Here is a 20930-nt window from a genome sequence, read left to right on the forward strand (position 1 = left end):
GAATAAATCTATGACGGGCATAACAATTTATCCTGAAGCTTGGATACGAGCTCGGCGACGCGATACGGTTTCTGTATAAGATCGAAATTGCTGACATCCTGCTCGTCCTTGATATACCCGGAGGCAAGGAGCACATAGATGTTCGGCCATTTCTGTCTGACGACATTGCCTAAATCGATGCCGTTCAAAGAACCCGGCATGTTCACATCGCTGAACAGGAGTGTGACGCCCGGCTCCTGCTCGAGAATCTGGAGGGCTTCACCTGCGTCACCGGCTTGACGGACTTCAAACCCCAGGGTCTCCAGGGCCGCGACTGCCGTCCGGCGTACGTGCTCGTCATCCTCGACGACGAGAATGATCCGGCCACCACCCTGCAGGGTTTCGAAAGGATCCGTGAGCGGTAATTCGCCGCGATCACGGTCTTGCTTCTCGGCCGCCGGCAGGGAGAGCGTGATGCTGGTGCCCTGCCCGATCACGCTCTCAGCCGCGATCGAGCCTCCGCTTTGTTGAACGAAGCCATGCACCATGCTGAGGCCGAGGCCCGTACCCTTGCCCGCCTCCTTGGTCGTGAAGAAGGGCTCGAAGACCCGGGCCAAGACGGAGGGCGGCATTCCGGTCCCCGTGTCCGAGACTGTAATGGCGACGAGCCTGTCCGCCGAACTCTTTCCGGCGGTGGCATCCGGGGTTCCGACGTGGTCGCGGAGCCGGACCGATATGGTCAGGGTGCCGCCTTCCGGCATGGCATCGCGGGCATTGACGGCGAGGTTGATCAGGGCCGCCTCCAACTGGGCATGGTCGACGCAGATTGTCGGAAGCGCTTCGTCCATCGCCAGCGACAGGCTGACACGCTCGCCCAAGGTCCGCTTCAGCAGCTTCACCAGCCCGGGCATGAAGACGGTGAAATCCAGGGCCGAGGGCTGCAGGGGCGAACGCCGCGAGAAGGTCAGCAGCCGGCTCGTGAGTTCGACGCAGCGTTGCGCGCCCTCGATCGCGTTCTCGACGCGTTGTCGGGCCTTCTCGTCGGCCCGAACCGAGCCCTGCAGCAGATCGAGGTTGCCGATCACGATGCTCAACATGTTGTTGAAGTCGTGCGCGATGCCGCCGGTGAGCCGCCCGACGGCCTCCAGCTTCGAGGCATGCAGCAGGCTGAGCTCCAACTCCTTGCGTTCGGTCACATCAAACCACATGCCGAACACATCCGAGTCCGTGCCGTCGTTGCTGCGGTTGACGACGATCTGATCGAGAATGTGCCGCTCGGTCCCGTCGGCATGACGCCAGCGGTATTCCAGCGCTGCCGTGCCGGTCTCGGCGACCGACTGGAGCGCGTCGAGAACGGGGCCCCGGTCCTCGGCATTCAGCTGCGCCTGCCAGAGGCCCGGCTCCAGGAAGGCTCGCCGGGGAAAGCCGGTGATGCGCTCGATGCTGTCACTCGTAAACTGCAAGACGCGGTCACTGTCATCCAGCGAGGCTGTGTAGAGCGCGATGGGAAGGCTGCGGAGCACGGCGGCCTGATGCTGTTCGCCCCGGCGCAGGGCCCGCTCGGCGTCGAGCTTTTCGCCGCGCACCCGTAGATTGTCGAGCAGCAGCTGCTTCTCCGCGGCAGCCTTGCGACGGATTTCCTCGGTCTTGCGGTACAGGTCGACAAAGACTCCGACCTTCGATTTCAAGATCAGGGGCTGGATCGGCTTGAAGACGTAATCGACCGCGCCCGCCGAGTAGCCACGGAAGATATGGATGTCGTCCTTGTTGTGGGCGGTCAGGAACAGGATCGGGACCCCAGAGGTCCTGGGGCGGCTCCGGATCAACGCCGCGACCTCGTAGCCGTCCATGCGGGGCATCTGCACGTCGAGGAGAATCAGGGCGAAGTCCTCGCGCAAGCTCCGTCGCAGGGCCTCCTCCGGCGAATCCACCAGGACGAGGTCGAGACCGGGCTCGTCAAGCACCTCCGAGGCGGCGAGCAGGTTGCGCCGGTCATCGTCGACGATCAGAATCTTCGCGCGGATAAGGGGCAGGGTCCCCATCTCCGCCACCGCGTCCGACGGCTCGGAGCCTGGCGGAGGATGCTGAGGAAGATCCGTCATCGGGCGGCGCCCGCCGCTGGCGCTGCCCCGTTGAGACCGGATCCGTCCCGCTCAGCCGCAGAGGCGCGCTGCTCCAACTGCACCCGCAGCACGGCGAGGAGCTGGTCCATGTCGATGGGCTTCGACACGTAGTCCGAGGCCCCAGCCTCCAGGCACTTCTCCCGATCGCCCTTCATGGCCTTCGCGGTTACGGCGATCAGCGGCAGCGCCCGAAAGGCGTGGTGGCTGCGAACTGCGCGCATGGTCTCGTAGCCGTCCATGCCCGGCATCATGATGTCGACCAGCATCGCGTCGACGTTGGGATGCGCCTTCAGGAGTTCGATGCCATCGCGACCGTTTTCCGCAAACAGGACGGTCAACCCATATTCCTCGAGGGCACTGGTCAAGGAAAAGATGTTGCGCAGGTCGTCGTCGACGAGGATGACCCGGCATCCTTCAAGCGAGGCCGGCTCGCGCCGCTCCACGACGATGGCGTCGTGGACGGGCACGTTGCCGATGGCGCGGTGCAGGAACAGAGCCGTCTCGTCCAGGAGCCTCTCGGACGACAGGGTGTCCTTGAGGATGATGGTCGAGGCGGTCTGCTTCAGCCGGTGCTCCTCCGCGGGGGTCAGTTCCCGGCCCGTGTAGACGATGATCGGAAGCTCATCGCCTCCCTGCAGCCCGCGGATCTGCTGGATGAGATCCGACCCGTTCATGTCGGGCAGACCGAGATCGACGATCGCGCAATCGAAGCGGCCGCCATTCACCGCCTCGAGGGCGGCCGCCGCGGTGCCGACCCCGAACACCTCGACGTCCTCCACGCCGAGCAGCGCCGTGATGCTGGCGCGCTGGTTGTCGTCGTCCTCCACGAGAAGAAGGTTACGGACCGGCCGGGTGATGAACTCCTTCGAGCGCTCCAGAGCCTTCAGCAGGCCTTCACGGTCCACCGGCTTTTCGAGGAAGCCGAAGGCGCCCGCCTTGAGTCCGCGCTTCTTCTCGTCGTTGACCGAGATGACGTGGATCGGGATGTGTCGCGTGCGGGAATCGTTCTTGAGGAGGTCGAGCAGCGCCCAGCCATCCATGTCGGGCAGCCCGATATCGAGGGTGATGGCGTGCGGCTTGTAGCGGTGGGCGAGAGCCAGGGCCCCGGCTCCGTCCTGCGCGATCAGTCCCTTGAAGCCCCGCTCACGGGCGAGTTCGAGGAGGACGGAGGCGAACATCGCGTCGTCCTCCACGATCAGGACGATGTGATCCCCCTGCCGGATGATGTGTCGGTCGTCGGCCGACGCTGACAGCGCCATCGCGGCGGAGGGCTGGCGGCTGTGCGGAGGCAGCGATGCGGTGGCTTCGCCAGCGTCCACCGGGCCGGTTGCGCCGGTGGTCGCCGGGGGTTCGAAGGGCAGGAACAGCGTGAAGGTGCTGCCCTGTCCGGGGCGGCTTTCAAGGACGATCTCGCCCCCCAGCAGCCGGGCGATCTCGCGGCTGATCGCCAAGCCGAGGCCCGTTCCGCCGTATTTCCGGCTGGTGGTTCCATCCGCCTGCTGGAACGCCTCGAAGACGATGCGCTGCTTCTCCTCCGGGATGCCAATCCCCGTATCGCGCACCGAGAACGCCATCCACTGGCTGCCGGAGCGCAGCGGAGACCCTTCGGCCGACCCGATCTGCAGGGTGACGCTGCCGGTCTCGGTGAATTTGAACGCGTTCGAGAGCAGGTTGCGCAGCACCTGCTGCAGGCGCTTGGAATCGGTGCGCACCGCCGCCGGCAATCCCGGCGCGACCTGGATCATGAAGCCGAGCTCGCGCTCCTCGGCGACCTGCCGGAAGGTGCGATCGAGGTGATCGACGAGGTCCTGCAGGGCGACATTGCCGAGTTCGAGGGAGACGGTCCCGGACTCGATCTTGGAGAGGTCGAGAATGTCGTTGATGAGCGACAGCAGGTCCGAGCCGGCCGCGTTGATGGTCTTGGCAAATTCGCGTTGCTTGTCGGTCAGGTTCCCGTCCTTGTTCTCGGACAGCAGCTTGGACAGGATCAGAAGGCTGTTGAGCGGCGTGCGCAGCTCGTGGCTCATGTTGGCGAGGAATTGCGACTTGTAGCGAGAGGTGAGCGAGAGCTGCTCGGCCTTCTCCTCGAGCGCCGTCTTGGCAATGGACACCTCGCGGTTCTTGCCCTCGACTTCCTTCTTCTGAATCTCGAGCAGGCGGGCCTTCTCCTCCAACTCTTCGTTTGTCGTCTGAAGGCGCTCACGCTGGTTCTTGAGCAGGTCCTCCGATTGCTGCAGAGACGCCGCCTGTAGCTCGAGCCGGTCGTTCGTCTTCTTAAGCTCGTCCTGCCGGCTCTGCAGCTCTCCGGTCAGCAGCTGCGACTGCTTGAGCAGGCCCTCGGTCTGCATGTTGGCGGCAATCGTGTTCAACACGATGCCGATCGACTCGGTGAGCTGGTCGAGGAACGATTGGTGGGTCTCGCTGAAGCGGCTGAACGAGGCGAGCTCGATCACCGCTTTGACCTCCTGCTCGAACAGGACGGGCAGCACGATGATGTTGAGGGGCGAGGCCTCGCCGAGGGCGGAGCCGATCGTGATGTAGTCGCCGGGCACGTTGGTGAGCAGGATACGCTTCTTCTCGAAGGCGCATTGTCCGACGAGGCCCTGCCGCAAGCGGTAGCGATTGGAGAGATTCTTGCGCTCGGTGAAGGCGTAGCTCGCCATAAGGTCGAGGACGGGCTCTCCGGCGTCATTCTCCACCATGTAGAACACGCCGCGCTGCGCGTTCACCAGGGACGCGATCTCGGACAGGATCAGGTTCGAGACCGTGGCGAGGTCGCGCTCGCCCTGCAGCATCCGTGTGAATTTCGCCAGGTTCGTCTTCAGCCAATCCTGTTCCGCATTCTTCAAGGTCGTGTCCCGCAGGTTGCGGATCATCTCGTTGATGTTGTCCTTCAGGGAAGCCACTTCGCCCGAGGCTTCCACCGAGATCGAGCGGGCGAGATCGCCCTTGGTCACCGCGGTGGCCACCTCGGCGATGGCGCGCACCTGGGTCGTCAGGTTCGCGGCAAGCTGGTTCACGTTGTCGGTCAGGTCGCGCCAGAGGCCAGCTGCGCCCGGGACCCGGGCCTGCCCCCCGAGCTTGCCCTCGACACCCACCTCGCGCGCGACGTTGGTCACCTGGTCCGCGAAGGTGGCCAGGGTCTCGATCATCTTGTTCACGGTGTCCGCCAGGGCAGCGATCTCACCCTTGGCGTCGACCGAGAGTTTGCGCTTGAGGTCGCCCTGGGCGACCGCGGTCACCACATCCGCGATGCCGCGCACCTGACCGGTGAGGTTGGCCGCCATCATGTTCACGTTGTCGGTCAGATCCTTCCAGGTGCCGCCGACGCCGCGAACCTGGGCCTGACCGCCGAGCTTGCCTTCCGAGCCGACCTCGCGGGCGACGCGGGTGACTTCGGAGGCGAAGGAGTTCAGCTGGTCCACCATCGTGTTGATGGTGGACTTGAGCTCCAAGATCTCGCCGCTGACATCCACGGTGATCTTCTTGGAGAGATCGCCGTTCGCCACCGCCGTGGTGACATCGGCGATGTTGCGCACCTGACCGGTGAGGTTGGCCGCCATCATGTTCACGTTGTCGGTCAGATCCTTCCAGGTGCCGCCGACGCCGCGAACCTGGGCTTGGCCGCCAAGCTTACCCTCGATGCCGACCTCGCGGGCCACGCGCACCACCTCCGACGCGAAGGAGTTGAGCTGGTCCACCATCGTGTTGATGGTGGATTTGAGCTCCAGAATCTCGCCTTCTACAGCGACGGTGATCTTCTTGGAGAGATCGCCGTTCGCGACCGCCGTCGTGACTTCGGCAATGTTGCGCACCTGACCGGTGAGGTTGGCCGCCATCATGTTCACGTTGTCGGTCAGTCCCTTCCAGACACCGCCGACGCCCTTGACCTCGGCCTGGCCACCGAGTTTGCCCTCCGTCCCGACCTCGCGCGCCACACGCGTCACTTCAGAGGCGAAGGAGTTCAGCTGATCCACCATCGTGTTGATGGTGGATTTGAGTTCCAGAATCTCCCCCTTCACGTCGACGGTGATCTTCTTTGAGAGATCCCCGTTCGCGACCGCCGTGGTGACATCGGCGATGTTGCGGACCTGACCTGTAAGGTTCTCGGCCATCAGGTTCACGTTGTTTGTGAGGTCGGCCCAGGTGCCGGCAACGCCTTCCACCCGCGCCTGGCCCCCGAGCTTGCCCTCCGAGCCCACTTCCTTGGCAACGCGCGTCACCTCGGAGGCGAAGGAGTTCAGCTGGTCCACCATCGTGTTGATGGTATTCTTCAGCTCCAGAATCTCGCCCCGCACGTCGACGGTGATTTTCTTCGACAGGTCGCCGTTCGCCACCGCCGTGGTGACGTCGGCAATGTTGCGCACCTGGCCCGTGAGGTTGGCCGCCATGAGATTCACGTTGTCGGTGAGGTCGGCCCAGGTGCCGGCGACCCCGCGAACCTGGGCCTGACCGCCGAGCTTGCCCTCCGAGCCGACCTCACGGGCAACACGGGTCACCTCCGAGGCAAAGGAGTTCAGCTGGTCCACCATGGTGTTGATGGTATTCTTCAGCTCCAGAATCTCGCCCCGCACGTCGACGGTGATTTTCTTCGACAGGTCGCCGTTGGCCACCGCCGTGGTGACGTCGGCGATGTTGCGCACCTGACCGGTGAGGTTGGCCGCCATCATGTTCACGTTGTCGGTCAGATCTTTCCAAGTGCCGCCGACCCCTTCGACCTGGGCCTGACCGCCGAGCTTGCCCTCCGTACCGACCTCGCGGGCGACGCGGGTCACTTCGGACGCGAAGGAGTTGAGCTGGTCCACCATGGTGTTGATGGTCAGCTTCAGGGCCAGGATCTCGCCCTTCACGTCGACGGTGATCTTCTTGGAGAGGTCGCCTCGCGCCACGGCCGTGGTCACCTCGGCGATGTTTCGGACCTGGCCGGTGAGGTTCTCAGCCATCATGTTCACGTTATCGGTGAGATCCTTCCACACACCACCGACGCCCCTGACCTGGGCCTGCCCCCCAAGCTTGCCCTCGGAGCCCACCTCCTTGGCGACGCGGGTCACTTCGGACGCGAAGGAGTTCAGCTGATCCACCATCGTGTTGAAGGTGGATTTGAGGTCGAGGATCTCGCCCTTCACGTCGACGGTAATCTTCTTCGACAAGTCGCCGTTGGCCACCGCTGTGGTGACTTCGGCGATGTTGCGGACTTGGCCCGTGAGGTTGGCCGCCATGAGATTGACGTTGTCGGTGAGGTCCTTCCAGGTTCCGCCGACACCCTTGACCCGGGCTTGGCCCCCGAGCTTGCCCTCGGAGCCGACCTCGCGGGCGACGCGGGTTACTTCGGACGCGAAGGAGTTCAGCTGGTCCACCATCGTGTTGACCACTTTGCCGATGCGCAGGAACTCACCCCGCAGGGGTCGACCCTCGATCTCGAGCTGCATGATCTGGTTGAGATCGCCCTTGGCCACGGCACCGATGACGCGCGCGACCTCCGTCGTGGGCTGGACGAGGTCGCCGATCATCGTGTTGACCGAGTCCACGCAATCGTTCCAGTTGCCGGTCGCGGCCGGCAGCTTGCCGCGTTCACCGATCCGACCATCCTTGCCGACGGCCCGCGCGACCCGGTCAAGCTCGCGCGACAGGCCCTGATTCAACTCGACGATGTCGTTGAAGGCCTCCGCGATCTCGCCGTCGATGCCGGTCAGGTCCAGCGGAAGGCGGGTCGTGAAATCGCCTTTGCGGAAGGCGCGCAGACTCTTCAGGAGGAGTTTCGGCTCAAGCTGCGACGTGGTCAGCGTCATTCGGGAATACCTCCGGCGGAAGAGCCTGAGACCGGACGATCCGGCTGGCGGCCTCGGAACTCTGCAACCTCAAGACAGCATCAGATTTTAAGCTAGCGCCGAACTGGGCTTCAGGTTGAGCTGGGGCATAATCGCTTGACCGGGCAAAAGCGAGCGAATTAGGGAGAGCAAGGCCATCCCCAGCTACTCGCTGAGATCTTGGTCAAAAATTTTTGCGATGCGAAAAGATGGAACTAATCTAGGTTTTATTTTTGGCAGCGCTCTGTGAACACGAATGTATGCGGTTAAGTCCCGAATCGGAATCCGGGCCCGGAGATGAGGGCCTGCGGTACACGACGGCACGCACCATCGCCGCATTCCCGCTGACTTCGCCGTTGACTGTGAAGGTGTCGCGGCGGCCTTGGTCCATCGCAAGAGATCTGGCCTCGTGTATGACCCGAAAAGCCAATCGATGAGATGCCCCGTTAGTCTCTGAAACTCGACGCGCCCGAGGGAGCTGAGAAGTCTCTCTGATGCACGAGGTCCCGGGATGTGCGCCGGCACCGTGACCGATTGCTTCTATCCGCCCTGCGAAAACTGTTTTGTGACGTTGTCAGGCGCCCCCGCGTAGCTTCGTGGCCGAGACCCCAAGGGTCGTGCACAATCTGCGCGTCCACCATCTCGCAGAGCGAAACAATGCGGTCGTCACTGGCGAGGGACCACCTCCGGCCTGATCGTACAGGGCGGCAATTGTCTGCTTCGGAGCGACGGCGAAGGCCCTGGCTCCGACGGGGCTGGGTCGCGGGCACGCCGTCCGCTTCTTCCCGCCGTCGGCCTTGGCGTCAGTTTTAGAGGTCATCTCGCCTCGTCGGCCTGGGCCGACGAGGCGATGGGACATTCCGCAGACGATCCGGCTTCGAAGGGGCAGCAATCCCGGCCCGCCGGCCGCAAACTCGGCGCCCAGCGCTCAAACCTCAGCAGGTCTGGGAACGTGATGTCCGGTGGGCTGCCGCGGCGACCGCCTTTCCCGGATCGGTCGCCGCGGTCCGGAACTCGCGGATGACCATACGCACCGCGAAGAGTCCGGTATCACATGCTTCCCATTGCACTGAGTCCGATCAGGAACGTCGGACCTATGGGCCGGTTGGTGGAGAGATCTTCCTTCCGGGAGAAACGCATGAGCACCAAGCCGCCACCCGTTCCGCCCGCCAACCGCTCCGACAAGGGCCCCGGCAGTTCCCCTGCGGCTCCGCTCTCGCAGGGGCAGGGTGGATCCCAGAGCCAGAACCCAGACAAGGTCGGACAGGCCGGGAACGCGAAGGTCAACACCGTCCATCAGGGGTATCAGCAGGACCGATGAGCACCGCGGACAAAACGCCCGCCGCCAACCGGCACCACGGTGGTCCTGGAAGCAGCCATCAGGACGCTACGAAACCGCCGCCGGACGAGCACGGCGAATCCGCTGCGGGCGGATCGACCAACCCCGACACCTCGGCCGTCTCGGGCGGAGGCGGGCAGCGAGATGCCCATCATCGCCACAGCAACAGGAAGGGCCTCGCCCCGGATCGGTCCGACCGCTCGCATTGAGACGCGCTGACGAGAAGGTATACCATGGCAAACGCGAACAAGCACAAGATCGGCCCTGGCGCGCAGGGTAAGCGTGACGGGTCAGGAGCGATGACCGATCTTCCGGACGGCATTCTCCCCGACAACATGGTCCTGAGTAACCGGGACAAGTCGCATCACACCGACCAGCGTGGCCTGGACAGCAAAACGGTCCAGACGGAGCAATATCAGGATCATGCGGCCAACCGACAGGTCGACGGTGAACGGACGGGCGAGGGCAACACCAGCGGCTCGGCGAACCCAATGACCGATCGGGCAGGCGATCAAAGCAGCCTCAAACGCCAGAGCTCGTAGCACCGCGATGCTTCCGTCCGGAGGAGTCAATCCGGACGCCGCTGAGATGCGGTGCGTGTCGAGGGTGAGGAGAAGGGTTCAGCAGATGTGGGCAGGCTGGACGACCTGCCGAGCATAGCGATCCGGACGATATGATCCGCGTCCGGCCCCCAGCATTGTACGTGCAGGTCCGCTCCGGGATGAACGATGCCGCCTGCCCCTTACCTTGATCGCACGCCACGTTCCGATGGCGCTAAGCGCCATATCGTCATCATCGGGGGTGGCTTCGGCGGTTTGGCGTGCGCGCGCGCGCTTGCCGGCGCCGATGTGCACGTCACCGTCATCGACAGGCGCAACCACCATCTGTTTCAGCCGCTTCTCTACCAAGTGTCGACAGCGGCGCTCTCGCCTGCTGACATCGCCGCTCCGATCCGGCGCGTGCTCGCTCAAGCACAGAACGTCGACGTCGTGCTCGCCGACGTCCAGGCGGTCGATACAACGCGACGCCATGTCCAACTCGCAGACGGCGGCTACATTCCCTTCGATCAGCTCGTGGTCGCCACCGGTTCAGCCTACAATTACTTTGCCCATCCCGAATGGGCTGAATCCGCGCCGGCGCCCAAGACCATCTCGGATGCGCGGAACATTCGTGCGCGTCTCCTGAAGGCCTTCGAGGATGCCGAGAGTTGCGCCGAGGCAGCGCGTCGCTCGGCGCTTATGACCGTGGTGGTCGTGGGCGGCGGACCAACCGGCGTCGAGATGGCCGGCACGGTCGCGGAATTGGTGCGATACACGCTGCGCGGAGACTTCCGCCGCATCGATCCGACCGAAGCCCGCGTGATCCTTGTGGAGGCGGGCCCCCGGCTCCTTGGAGCCTTCCCGGAGGTCCTGAGCGCCTACGCCCATCGTGCGCTGGTTAGACTTGGCATCGAGGTGCGGCTGAACACGGCTGTCCAGCGGATCGATGCGGGAGGCGTGCACCTTGCTGACGAGCGGATCGAAGCGGCGAATGTCATCTGGGGCGCGGGGGTTCGTGCTGCGGCAGGGGCTGCGTGGTTTGGCGAAACCGAGGATCGGGCTGGGCGCATCCAGGTCGACGCGCGCATGGCCATCATCGGTCAGACGGACATCTACGCGCTGGGTGACGTGGCTCTCTTCCTGCAGCAGGGGAAGCCGCTACCGGCACTGGCCCAGGTTGCTCAGCAGCAGGGTTATCACCTCGGGCGGGCACTGCGCCAACCGGGACCGCCTGCTCCATTTCGCTATCGCAGCAAGGGTGACACGGCTGTCATCGGACGCCACGCCGCCGTGTACAGCTTCGGGCGCTTCAACCTGACAGGACGCGTCGCGTGGCTGCTCTGGGCGATCGTGCACGTGTACCTCCTGATCGGCTTTCAGAGGCGCACGCTCGTCATGGTGCAGTGGGTCTGGCGCTACTTCACCTTCGAGCGTGGCGCCCGACTGATCGATTGAACTCTCTTCGCCCGGGATCGCTGTTCACCCCGAGCCGAGGGATGTCCTGGGCGGAACGCTCGACGGCTCTGCATGCCCAGGCAGGCTCAACGGCGTTACGCACATCAGCACCCGGCGGTATTCACGGTTGATCGACGACTGAATCATCGATCCGCTCCCATTGAAATGGTCCACTCCTTGGTATGGCTCCCGAGCCTATGGAGTTGACCCGGTTTGTGGTCCGCGAGCTATGCAAGTTCTCGGGCTTTGACCGCTTGGTTGGCGAAGGCTCGGGGCGTCAAGCCGTCCAGGGCCGTATGGGGTCGAGCGCCAAGATTACACCGCAATATCCATCTCGGATTTCTTCGTGCAACATATTGTATTCCAGCTGCATCTGCAAATTTATCGATACTATTCAAGATATATTCGCGATCTGCTCGCGAGCGATCAGATTGGAGCCGGCACGTCTCGCTCTACGCCCAGCGCCTGCTGGAGGGCTACGGTGTCGATGAGACGCTGGCTCTGGGCGGCCAGGCGCGTCAGGGTCGTAGCGGCGTAACGCGTCTGGTTCAGAAGCAGGTCGGCATAGCTGAGAGCGCCGGCCTTGTACTGCACCTGGGAGGCGGCGAGGGCTTCGCGGGCGAAGGCCTCCGCCTGCATCGCCGCGGTCAGGATCCGCGCGTCGGCCTCGAGCGCGGTCAGCACGTCCGCGACGTTCTGGAACGCTGCCAGCACCGTCGATCGGTAGCTGGCGGCGGCCGCCTCGTAGCCCTCGACCGCCGCCTGCCGCCGGGCGGCCAGGGCGCCACCGTCGAAGACTGGCTGCGCGAGGGCGAGCCCGGTCCCCCAACTGCTCGATGCCGCCAGTGCTGCGAGGGTGGCGGCGTTCGCGCGCAGATTGGCGCTCAGACTGACGCGGGGCAGCAGGTTCGCGCTCGCGACGCCGATCTCGGCGGAGGCGGCGTGGAGCTGCGCTTCGGCCGCGCGGATGTCCGGTCGCCGATCGAGCAGGCGGGACGGCAGGCTGAGCGGGACCCGCCCTGGAAGCGCCAGTTCACCGAGGCGGAAGCCCGGGATGTCGTAGGCGCTCGGCGGCAGGCCGACGAGCACGGCGAGGCGGTGGCGCGTCTGCGCGCGTGCCGCGCGGCTGGCGATGATCGTCATCTCCTGCGACCGGATCAGGCTCTCCTGGCTCAGCACGCTGGCGATGGGCTCGGTGCCCGCAGCATGGCGCACCGTCACCAGGGCGAGCTGCTCGCGGTACTGCCGCAGGATCGCCTCGGAGATGCCGATCTGCTCCGACAGGGTCGCCTCCTGGATCGCGGCCGTGACGATGTTGCCCGTGAGAGCCAGCGTCGCGGCCCGCAGCTGCTCGTCCGCGACCGCCTCCAGGGCGGCTTGAGCCTCGACCGCGCGCCGGATGCCGCCGAACAGGTCGGGCGTGTAGCTCGCTGAGACGCTGGCCCCATACAGCCCGTAGAGGGCCGACCCGACCTGTCCCAGTCCACCGCCGCCGGTCCGTGCAAGACCGAGCGACAGGTTCGGCAGGAGGTCGGCTTGGGCGGCCTGGGTGAGGCTCTGGGCTTGGTGCAGGGCGGCCTCGGCCTGCTCGACGGTCGGGTTCGCCGATAGCCCCCGACGCACGAGACGGTCGAGCCGGCGGGACCGGAACAGACGCCACCACGCCGCCGGCACCTCGGCTCCGGACAGAAGGAGCTGCGTCCCTCCGGCTTCCGGCGGTGCGACGAGCCGGGTCGGGTCCGCCTCCTCCCCGTACTGGGGCAGGGCGGACCGGGCCGGGGGTACGAAGTCTGGCCCCACCATGCATCCGCCGCACAGGAGGAGGGCGGTCATGGGGGCTAGGACGAGCGGTCTCATCGCGCCAGGGCCTCGACCGGATCGATCAATGCGGCACGGCGCGCCGGCACGAGCCCGGCTGCCAGGCCGGCGAGGCTGGCGCTGAGAATCGCGGCGGCCACCGTGCGCCAGCCGAAGACCAGGATGAACGGCAGCTTGAGAGCTTGGGCCGCCTCGCCGAGCCCAAGCGCCAGCCCGGTCCCGAGCGCCCCACCCAGGGCGCACAGGGTGAAGGCCTCGACGAAGAACTGCAGCATCACGTCCGAGCGGCGCGCGCCAAGTGCCATCAGCAGGCCGATCTCGCGGGTGCGCTCGGTCACCGAGACCAGCATCATGTTCATCACGCCGACGCTCGCGATGACCAGGGCGATGCCGGCGATGGACACGGTCACCAGCCCGAGAACCACCTTGGTCCGCAGCGTCGCCGCGCGCTGGGCCTCGGCGTCGAACAGGATGAAATCCTTGACGCCGTGCCAAGCCAGCAGGAACTTGTCGATGGCGGCGAGCGCCACGTCGTGATCGGCCTCCTCCGCAATCTGCAGCGTCAGGCTTCCGAAGAACGACTGGCCGGAGACGCGGGAGCCGAAGGTCTTGTAGGGTATCGCCGCGAACGGCCTGCGTCCGAACCGGGACGAACTCGCGACCTGCGCGATGCCGACGACCCGAGCCGGCACCGTCCCGACGAGGACGACGGCGCCGAGCGGATCCTGATCCGGCGCGAACAGGGCCGCGCGGACGTGGGGATCGATGACGATCTCGACGTCCGAACCCTGAACGGTCTCCTCGGTGAAGTTCCGACCCGACGTGATCGGGAACTCGTGGATGCGGAAGAAGGCCGGTGCCACACCGTGGACCGACGCCTGTATCATCCGGTTCTGGTGGCGGAGGACGGCCGGCTTCTGCTCGCTCGAGGTCGCCCCTGAGAGGAACGGGAACGTCGCGAAGCGTTCGAGGTCGGCTGGGACCAGCGCCCCTCTCTGCGCACCCGTGCCGGTGCTGTAATAGGATTGCGACAGGATCTCGGTGACGTTGTTGCCGAGGCTCTTCATGCGCTCCAGCACCTCCTGCTCCGAGCCCTGGCCGATCGCCACGGCGAGGATCACCGCGGCGATGCCGATCACGATTCCCAGCATGGTGAGGAGATTGCGCAGCCTGTGGGCCAGAAGCGTACCGAGGGCGCTCCTGACCGCTTCCACGATCTGACCGGCTCGGCGTCGCGTCCCATCGGGAGCCCGCAGGACGAGGGGCCGGCCGGCCCGGCGGACCCGCTGCATCCGGTCCGCCCGGATGCGCCCGTCGGCGATCTCGATGACCCGGTCGGCCGTCGCGGCGACCTGGAGATCGTGGGTGACGATCACCACCGTGTGGCCCTCGTCGCACAGGGCCTGGAACAGGGTGAGGAGTTCCGCGCTGGTGCGGCTGTCGAGGGCGCCGGTCGGCTCGTCGGCCAGGATGACCCGACCGCCGTTCATCAGCGCGCGGGCGATGCCGCCGCGCTGCTGCTGACCCCCGGACAGCTGGGCCGGGCGGTGATCCAGGCGCTCGCCGAGCCCGAGGCGGGTCAGCAGGGCAGTCGCACGCGTCCTGCGCGACGTAGCGGGCTCACCGGCGAAGATCGCGGGCACCGCGACGTTGGCCCAGGCGGGGAGACGCGGCAGCAGGTTGTGACTCTGGAAGACGAAGCCGAAGGTGTGGCGGCGCAGAGCCGCCATCGCGTCGGGATCGATCCCGACGGTGTCGCGCCCGTCGATGCGGTAGCGGCCGCGGCTCGGCCGGTCGAGGCAGCCGAGCAGGTTGAGCAGGGTCGACTTGCCCGAGCCGGACTGCCCGACGATCGCCACGAACTCGCCGGCCCGGATCGTGAGGTCGACGCCGTCGAGCGCGGCCACGACCTGGTCACCCATCCGGTAGGTGCGGTGGACGTCCTCCAGCTGTAGCAGCGCGGGGGCTTCGCCACTCTGGGTGCTATCCGTGCCGCAGGGGGGGGCGGGCTGCCTCATCGCGTACGGTCCCTCGACGCCGCGAACCGCGCTCCATCCGTGGGGCTGGCGATGATCACCACCTCTCCGGGGCTGACGCCGTCGAGGATCTGGACCTCAACCCCGTTGGCCACACCCGTGCGGACCCGCCGCTCCTCCGGCTGGCCGTCACGGCTCAGGATCCGCAGGCGCGCTTGTTTGGCGTCCGTCCGCTGCAGGGCGGCGGCCGGAACGAGGATCGCGTCCCTGGCCTCCTCCAGCACGAAGCTGACCAGGGCCGTCATCAGGGGCCTGAGGGCACCGTCCTCGTTGGCGATCTCGAACCGCGCGTTGAAGTAGATGGCCGGGTTCTCGGTTCCGGAAGCCCCGTTGCCGGCCGTCTGGTTAGTTGCGTTCGCCTCGATCGCGATCTGGTCGGGGGCCGGATCGATGGTCTTCAGGGTCGTCTCGTAGCGTCGATTGGGCTGCGCGAGGGTGCTGAGATAGACCGGCATGCCCGGCCTGAGGCGGCCGATATCGGCCTCGGAAACCTTGGCCTTGACCGACATCGTGCCGAGGTCGGCGAGCCGGACGATCGTCGGTGCGATCTGGGACGAGATGACGGTCTGACCCTGCTTCGTGACGATGGCCACGACGGTGCCGTCGATCGGCGCGGTGATCTGCGTGTAGGCGAGTTCGGTGCGCGCGTTGCGGACGTTGACGGCCGCCCCCTCGATCTGCGCGTCGAGGGCGGCGAGGTCGGCCCGGGCGCCTGCATAGGCCGCCTCGGCGGCTTCGTAGTCCTGACGTGTCCCGGCCTTGCCGGCGACGATGTCGCCCTGGCGGCGAAAGGCGGACTCGGTCTGCCGGAGAACGGCCTTCGTCCGGTCGCGCTGCGCTTGCAGGGTGCTCAGGGCCGCTTGGCTGCGCTGCACGGCATTCATCTGGGGCATGGAGTCGATCTCGGCGATGCGCTGCCCCTCGGCGACGCGCTGGCCGAGTTCGACGTGAAGGGCGACGACGCGTCCGGAGACCTGGGCTCCGACGCTGACGAGGTTGACCGGCTCGATCGAGCCGCTCGCCAGGATGGTCGATGCGATGCTGCCGCGCCGCGCCGGCGCGGTGATGAAGGAAGTTGTATCGGTATTGTCCCGCAAGAACATCAATCCCATCGCAGCAGCGCCGATGAGGACAGGCGGGAAGATGAATTTCGGCAGAAACTTCATTTTATAAATCATCGGATGGAACAATGTCGCATCCATTATCGATTGTTTTTATTCTCGACATTGCACAGGTGAGAACCGATTGCGCAATCAGATCTGCGGAATTTTTACTTCCGGAATGAATTTTCAAAAACAGATTAGACGCGATAAAATCCGATATATCGTAATTTAAATATCTGTTATGAATATCTGAACAGGTATTTGCATTCGAAAATCTCAGAATTTTTCTAATGGATGACGCTTTAAATCTGAATAGATTAATTTGCCGAGCAACAAAATAGTTATCGGTGTTTCGCTGGGAATGTTTATGGAGGTCGTCGATGCCGATCGCTGAAGCACGATCATCGCACAAGACTTCTCCGCCACCGTCACCGCTGTGACTCGTGTGCGGGCAGTAATCGCGCGTCGTATGGTTGAATAGGGTTTTCTCACGTTCGAATGAATGTTGCACGTATTAGCGAATCATGTTTGTGACATGGAGCGAGTGGTTATTGCTTTTGGCGACATATCCGCCTTTCTCTAGACTAGATATGCCGTTTATCAATGGCGGAGTGCTGAATTGTGTAATACTTGAAATTCGCCTTCTGCAGATTTGCTGCTCTGGGACAGGTAAAAGATCTAAGATCGTTTTTCTTATTTCTACGTATTCCGCGTCCGATTTCGATGGTTTCGAGATCCTGCTCATGATGCCGTCTCGGACACACGAATCGCCTGCGGATGCTCATCGCGAGGGCGAAATCGCGATCCGTGAGCCCCTCCATGAGCTTGTGCATCGACACCGAACGAAGCCTACGATTTTCAGCACGAGTTCGATCAGGCCCGGCCTCTTGCGGAAACGGCGAGCCAGAGGTTCGCAGATGGTAGGCTTCGACCTACCTTGCCGTGACCTCGGGACCGCTGCTCTGGTGAGCGTGACAGGAGCGTGACAGGAGCGTGGCTGCGGTCGGGTATCTCCCACGGTACGGCTAGGTAGGGGCGAGCGGCGATCCTCGGCTAGCCCGAGGAGCGTGCTCGGGGAGACGCCTTGCCGGCTAAATGAGACTGATTGTCTCCAGAAGATGTGCTGTCCGATGGAAGGAATAGCGCACGTATTTCGCAGAATCGGCATCAAAGATCGAATTTTGATCGTCCAAGGGCGAACTTTAACCTGGATTGTTTCTTCGGGACGGGATTCCCAATCTACATAGCTTAAAGTCCTTGCAGGAGAATGTGACGCCTCGTGCCGGAATTCGTACTTGTTACCGGCGGAGCCGGCTTCATCGGTCGCCACCTCTGCGTCGAACTACTGCGCCGCGGCTACCGTGTGCGGGTGCTCGACAGCCTGATTGGGTCTCGGAGGTCGGCGTCTCGTCCTTCGGCGCCGAGGAGGTTCAGGATTGGGGGCTGAGCCGAACCCTGGACCTGCTCTCCGGCCGGGCGCCCCGGATCCACTGGTACAGCCTCTACGATTTGCCACGGGAATGGGAGGCCACCACCCGCCACAAGTAGGCCGAGGGCTCCTCCTACTACCGGCACTTCCACATGGGCCTGCTGCGCCAGGACGGCACGTCGAAGATCGCCCTCGAGAGCTTCGCCCGCCACACCCCCGAGATCGGCCTATGCCAGTGGTTCCACTTCGAGGATCACCGGCTCGACGATGCGGTGGCGTGGATGAGGCGCCTCGGCGTCCGCTACCTGCGCACGGGCCTGTCCTGGGCCGATAGCTTCCGCCCCGGCGCCCTCGACTGGTTCGACCGTCAGATGGCCGCGCTGGAAGAGTTCGACGTCACCGTCACCTTCTGCTTCACACCCGAGCACCGGGGCATCTCGCCCTATCACACCAGCGCGCCGCTGGTCCGCGCCGAGTTCGCGGAGTTCTGCACCGCCATGGTCCAGCGCTACGCCCCGGGCGCACCCACATAGATCGGCGATCGATTCCGGGGACAGCGGCTATTCGTGAACCGGACCTGCAGCACGCGGAATCGCGCAACGCTTAGAACGGGTCACCGCCGTGGGAGAGGGACACCCGATATGGTGCGGGCCCCAGGATTGACCGCCGCTCCGTCCACAGCTCCATGGAGGAAGCCGCCTTCTCAAACCGCGCGGTCGCGCGCGATCGACGGCTTTGGGTCTCCATGAGCACGTCCGATCTTCCGGCAGCCTCCCTCCGAAGCGGATGGGCTGCAAACGGCCAGTTTCGGTCGGTCCGTTTCGATCCGCCTTCCCGGAAGCGGACCTCCCAGCGCCTGCTCTGGGTCGACACCCGACAGTCGCTCACCTGAAACTGAATGTCTGCTGCCGGGCGGTGGCCGGATGTTCGCTCATGGCGCGACGCCGAGGCAGCCATCCTTTCACCGCCATCCGAGTGCCGGAGCGACGGACTTGAGTAGGCTCTCGATGATATGGGCGTTGTAGGCCACGCCCAGTTGGTTCGGCACCGTCAGCAGGAGGGTGTCGGCCTCCGCGATCGCTTCGTCGGCCTTGAGCTCCTCGACCAGCCGCTCCGGCTCCGCGGCGTAGGAGCGGCCGAAGATGGCCCTCATCGTGTCGATGATACCGACCTGATCGCTGCTCTCGCCACGTCCGAAATAGGCGCGGTCGCGGTCGTTCATGAGCGCGAAGATCGATCGGGAGACGGAGACCCGCGGCTCGCGCGCGTGGCCCGCCTCCGTCCAGGCCTGGCGATAGCGGCGGATCTGCTTGGCCTGCTGGATATGGAACGGTTCGCCGGTCTCGTCCGCCTTGAGCGTCGAGCTCTGCAGGTTCATGCCTTGCTGGGCGGCCCAGACCGCGGTGGCGTCGGAGGCCGAGCCCCACCAGATCCGCTCGCGCAAGCCCTCGGAATGCGGCTCCAGACGCAGAAGCCCCGGCGGGTTGGCGAACATCGGCCGCGGGTTGGGCTCGGCAAAGCCTTTCCCGGCCAATAGGTCGAGGAACACCTCGGCGTGCCGGCGGCCCATGTCGGCATCGCTCTCGCCGTCGCGCGGTGCGTAGCCAAAGTGTCGCCAGCCGTCGATGACCTGCTCCGGCGAGCCGCGGCTGATCCCGAGTTGGAGCCGCCCGCCCGAGATCAGGTCAGCCGAGCCCGCATCCTCGACCATGTAGAGCGGGTTCTCGTAGCGCATGTCGATGACGCCGGTGCCGATCTCGATGCGCCTCGTCCGGGCTCCGACGGCTGCGAGCAGCGGAAACGGCGAGGCGAGTTGGCGCGCGAAGTGATGGACCCGAAAATAGGCGCCATCCGCGCCGAGCTCTTCCGCCGCGACCGCGAGGTCAATGGATTGCAGCAGGGTCTCGCCCGCCGAGCGTGTTCCCGACCGTGCCGTCGGCGCCCAGTGCCCGAACGAGAGGAACCCGATCTTCTTCATGATCACACTCGCTTTGGACGATGCCGATGCGCAGGAGGTTGGCAGGCCATGGAGAGCGGGCGGCAGATGCGGGCTGCCGCCGCGATCCCGTCACGCGGCCTTCTGCAACCCCTCCGCAGCCATCGCCGCCTGGACGGCGGCGCGCGTTGCGACGCGCTGGCTGAAGCGGGTGAGATGCGGCCAGCGGGCGAGATCGACGCCGAGCTTCGGCGCCCAGCTCAGGACCACGAAGAGATAGGCGTCGGCCACGGTGAAATCGGGACCGGTGAGGTGGGGGCGGCCGTCTGCGAGCACGGCCTCGACGATGTCGAGCTTGCGATCGAGATTGGCCAGCGCGGCCTCCCGCGCTTCAGCCGCGAGCGCCGGGTTGAAGAGCGGGCCGAAAGCCTTGTGGAGTTCGGCCGAGATGAAGTTCAGCTGCCCGTTGAGCCGTGCGCGCTCGACCGTGCCGGCCAGCGGCGCGAACGTGCCCGGGGCGTGCTTGTCGACCAGATGCTGGACGATGGCGGCGCCTTCGGTGAGGACCTCGCCGTCGTCGAGCTCCAATGCCGGGACGTAGCCCTTCGGATTGATGGCCCTGAAATCCGCACCGGAGGCGGTTGTCTTCTTCTGGAGATCGACGGCTTCGATCGCGAAGGGCAGGCCGAGCTCACGCAGCACGATGTGGGGCGAGAGCGAGCAGGCGCCGGGGGCGTAGAAGAGCTTCATGGAGTGACTCCGAGGCGGGATGCCCGGAGAGGTAGACGGAAGCGTTACCCATGGGAACCGGGTAACTTTCGGTGACCGGCGCTTTCGGGTATCGTCGGAGAAACCAAGTTGCCGTCGGGATGCCGGGAGCGTGTCGTGGTTCTGAAGCTGCGGAAACAGGTACCGCCTCCGCCGGGCTGCCCGATGTCGGCATGCATGAGCCTGCTCGGTGGCGTCTGGACGCCGGAGATCATCTGGAACCTGAGCGAGGGCGCGCGTCGCTTCTCCGAATTGCGGCGCGCGATGCCGAAGATCTCGGCCAAGGTGCTGAGCGCGCGGTTGAAGGATCTCGAGGGCCGGGGCGTCCTTGCCCGCTCCGTGCTGGCGACGACCCCGCCGAGCGTGGACTACGCGCTGACCGACCTCGGCGAGGAACTCATCCCGGCCATCCGCGCCATCGTCGAGGTCGGCTCGAAGCTCCATCTCCGGATGACGCCTCAGGCGCGCGACCGCGCAGCCTAGAGGCTGTTATGGACCTGCGGCTGCGCCAGTTTCGGAAGGATGCAGTCACGTCACGCCTATCCGTCTGATGTCAGCGAAGAAGAGTGGGCGCTGGTCGCCCCCTACCTGACCCTGC

Annotated in this window: 12 protein-coding genes and 2 pseudogenes; 7 read left to right on the top strand and 7 right to left on the bottom strand. The window is 65.0% G+C overall.

Translation table 11 applies throughout. The features are described from left to right. Positions 1 to 8: 8 nt before the first annotated feature. Positions 9 to 2081 carry a response regulator gene (locus ACS5RC_RS25250; protein ID WP_478346682.1) on the bottom strand — a complete coding sequence of 691 codons (2073 nt, stop codon included), beginning with the start codon at positions 2079 to 2081 and terminating at the stop codon, positions 9 to 11. Then, positions 2078 to 7891 carry a HAMP domain-containing protein gene (locus tag ACS5RC_RS25255; protein WP_478346683.1) on the bottom strand — a complete coding sequence of 1938 codons (5814 nt, stop codon included), beginning with the start codon at positions 7889 to 7891 and terminating at the stop codon, positions 2078 to 2080. The genes ACS5RC_RS25250 and ACS5RC_RS25255 overlap by 4 nt, the downstream gene beginning before the upstream one ends. A gap of 1156 nt (positions 7892 to 9047) precedes the next feature. Here ACS5RC_RS25255 and ACS5RC_RS25260 point away from each other — a divergent pair. From ACS5RC_RS25260 to ACS5RC_RS25275, 4 genes are all read left to right on the top strand, one after another. Next, a complete protein-coding gene (locus tag ACS5RC_RS25260; protein WP_478346684.1) occupies positions 9048 to 9230 on the top strand; it encodes a hypothetical protein in 183 nt (60 codons plus the stop codon). Then, on the top strand, positions 9227 to 9457 hold the full coding sequence (locus ACS5RC_RS25265; RefSeq protein ID WP_478346685.1) for a hypothetical protein: 231 nt from the start codon (positions 9227 to 9229) through the stop codon (positions 9455 to 9457). Before ACS5RC_RS25260 ends, ACS5RC_RS25265 begins: the two co-directional genes overlap by 4 nt. Before the next feature lie 24 nt (positions 9458 to 9481). Continuing rightward, positions 9482 to 9790 carry a hypothetical protein gene (locus ACS5RC_RS25270; RefSeq protein WP_478346686.1) on the top strand — a complete coding sequence of 103 codons (309 nt, stop codon included), beginning with the start codon at positions 9482 to 9484 and terminating at the stop codon, positions 9788 to 9790. A gap of 186 nt (positions 9791 to 9976) precedes the next feature. Next, a complete protein-coding gene (locus ACS5RC_RS25275; protein ID WP_478346687.1) occupies positions 9977 to 11242 on the top strand; it encodes an NAD(P)/FAD-dependent oxidoreductase in 1266 nt (421 codons plus the stop codon). A gap of 426 nt (positions 11243 to 11668) precedes the next feature. Here ACS5RC_RS25275 and ACS5RC_RS25280 read toward each other — a convergent pair whose 3' ends face one another. The 3 genes from ACS5RC_RS25280 to ACS5RC_RS25290 are packed head-to-tail and all read right to left on the bottom strand — an operon-like array spanning position 11669 to position 16262. Beyond that, on the bottom strand, positions 11669 to 13099 hold the full coding sequence (locus tag ACS5RC_RS25280; protein ID WP_478346688.1) for an efflux transporter outer membrane subunit: 1431 nt from the start codon (positions 13097 to 13099) through the stop codon (positions 11669 to 11671). Beyond that, positions 13096 to 15078, bottom strand: coding sequence for an ABC transporter permease (locus ACS5RC_RS25285; protein ID WP_478346689.1), 1983 nt, complete (start codon positions 15076 to 15078; stop codon positions 13096 to 13098). Before ACS5RC_RS25285 ends, ACS5RC_RS25280 begins: the two co-directional genes overlap by 4 nt. Next, positions 15075 to 16262 carry an efflux RND transporter periplasmic adaptor subunit gene (locus tag ACS5RC_RS25290; RefSeq protein ID WP_478346690.1) on the bottom strand — a complete coding sequence of 396 codons (1188 nt, stop codon included), beginning with the start codon at positions 16260 to 16262 and terminating at the stop codon, positions 15075 to 15077. The genes ACS5RC_RS25285 and ACS5RC_RS25290 overlap by 4 nt, the downstream gene beginning before the upstream one ends. A 1216-nt stretch (positions 16263 to 17478) precedes the next feature. Here ACS5RC_RS25290 and ACS5RC_RS25295 point away from each other — a divergent pair. Together ACS5RC_RS25295 and ACS5RC_RS25300 are read left to right on the top strand one after the other, a co-directional pair. Next, positions 17479 to 17586, top strand: a pseudogene (locus ACS5RC_RS25295) (NAD-dependent epimerase/dehydratase family protein); the annotation flags it as partial. After that, a pseudogene (locus ACS5RC_RS25300) lies at positions 17580 to 18161 on the top strand (beta-xylosidase); the annotation flags it as partial. The pseudogenes ACS5RC_RS25295 and ACS5RC_RS25300, both read left to right, overlap by 7 nt. A 428-nt stretch (positions 18162 to 18589) precedes the next feature. On the opposite strand, the gene ACS5RC_RS25305 reads toward ACS5RC_RS25300, so the two are convergent. Both ACS5RC_RS25305 and gstA read right to left on the bottom strand, forming a co-directional pair. Continuing rightward, positions 18590 to 19606 (bottom strand): LLM class flavin-dependent oxidoreductase, encoded by a 1017-nt coding sequence (locus tag ACS5RC_RS25305; RefSeq protein ID WP_478346691.1) that lies wholly within the window; start codon positions 19604 to 19606, stop codon positions 18590 to 18592. Between the two features lie 90 nt (positions 19607 to 19696). After that, positions 19697 to 20314, bottom strand: a complete 618-nt coding sequence (gstA, locus tag ACS5RC_RS25310) for a glutathione transferase GstA (RefSeq protein ID WP_478346692.1) — start codon at positions 20312 to 20314, stop codon at positions 19697 to 19699. Between the two features lie 195 nt (positions 20315 to 20509). Between gstA and ACS5RC_RS25315 the strand changes: the two genes are divergently transcribed. Beyond that, positions 20510 to 20815 carry a winged helix-turn-helix transcriptional regulator gene (locus ACS5RC_RS25315; protein WP_478346693.1) on the top strand — a complete coding sequence of 102 codons (306 nt, stop codon included), beginning with the start codon at positions 20510 to 20512 and terminating at the stop codon, positions 20813 to 20815. Positions 20816 to 20930: the final 115 nt, after the last annotated feature.

It is taken from the genome of Methylobacterium sp. HJ2 (genome assembly GCF_056431005.1).

Bases quoted from the DNA above. Each gene is read 5' to 3' on its own strand.
- ACS5RC_RS25250 (WP_478346682.1), bottom strand. From the start codon at position 2,081: ATGACGGATCTTCCTCAGCATCCTCCGCCAGGCTCCGAGCCGTCGGAC.
- ACS5RC_RS25255 (WP_478346683.1), bottom strand. From the start codon at position 7,891: ATGACGCTGACCACGTCGCAGCTTGAGCCGAAACTCCTCCTGAAGAGT.
- ACS5RC_RS25260 (WP_478346684.1), top strand. From the start codon at position 9,048: ATGAGCACCAAGCCGCCACCCGTTCCGCCCGCCAACCGCTCCGACAAG.
- ACS5RC_RS25265 (WP_478346685.1), top strand. From the start codon at position 9,227: ATGAGCACCGCGGACAAAACGCCCGCCGCCAACCGGCACCACGGTGGT.
- ACS5RC_RS25270 (WP_478346686.1), top strand. From the start codon at position 9,482: ATGGCAAACGCGAACAAGCACAAGATCGGCCCTGGCGCGCAGGGTAAG.
- ACS5RC_RS25275 (WP_478346687.1), top strand. From the start codon at position 9,977: ATGCCGCCTGCCCCTTACCTTGATCGCACGCCACGTTCCGATGGCGCT.
- ACS5RC_RS25280 (WP_478346688.1), bottom strand. From the start codon at position 13,099: ATGAGACCGCTCGTCCTAGCCCCCATGACCGCCCTCCTCCTGTGCGGC.
- ACS5RC_RS25285 (WP_478346689.1), bottom strand. From the start codon at position 15,078: ATGAGGCAGCCCGCCCCCCCCTGCGGCACGGATAGCACCCAGAGTGGC.
- ACS5RC_RS25290 (WP_478346690.1), bottom strand. From the start codon at position 16,262: ATGAAGTTTCTGCCGAAATTCATCTTCCCGCCTGTCCTCATCGGCGCT.
- ACS5RC_RS25305 (WP_478346691.1), bottom strand. From the start codon at position 19,606: ATGAAGAAGATCGGGTTCCTCTCGTTCGGGCACTGGGCGCCGACGGCA.
- gstA (WP_478346692.1), bottom strand. From the start codon at position 20,314: ATGAAGCTCTTCTACGCCCCCGGCGCCTGCTCGCTCTCGCCCCACATC.
- ACS5RC_RS25315 (WP_478346693.1), top strand. From the start codon at position 20,510: ATGAGCCTGCTCGGTGGCGTCTGGACGCCGGAGATCATCTGGAACCTG.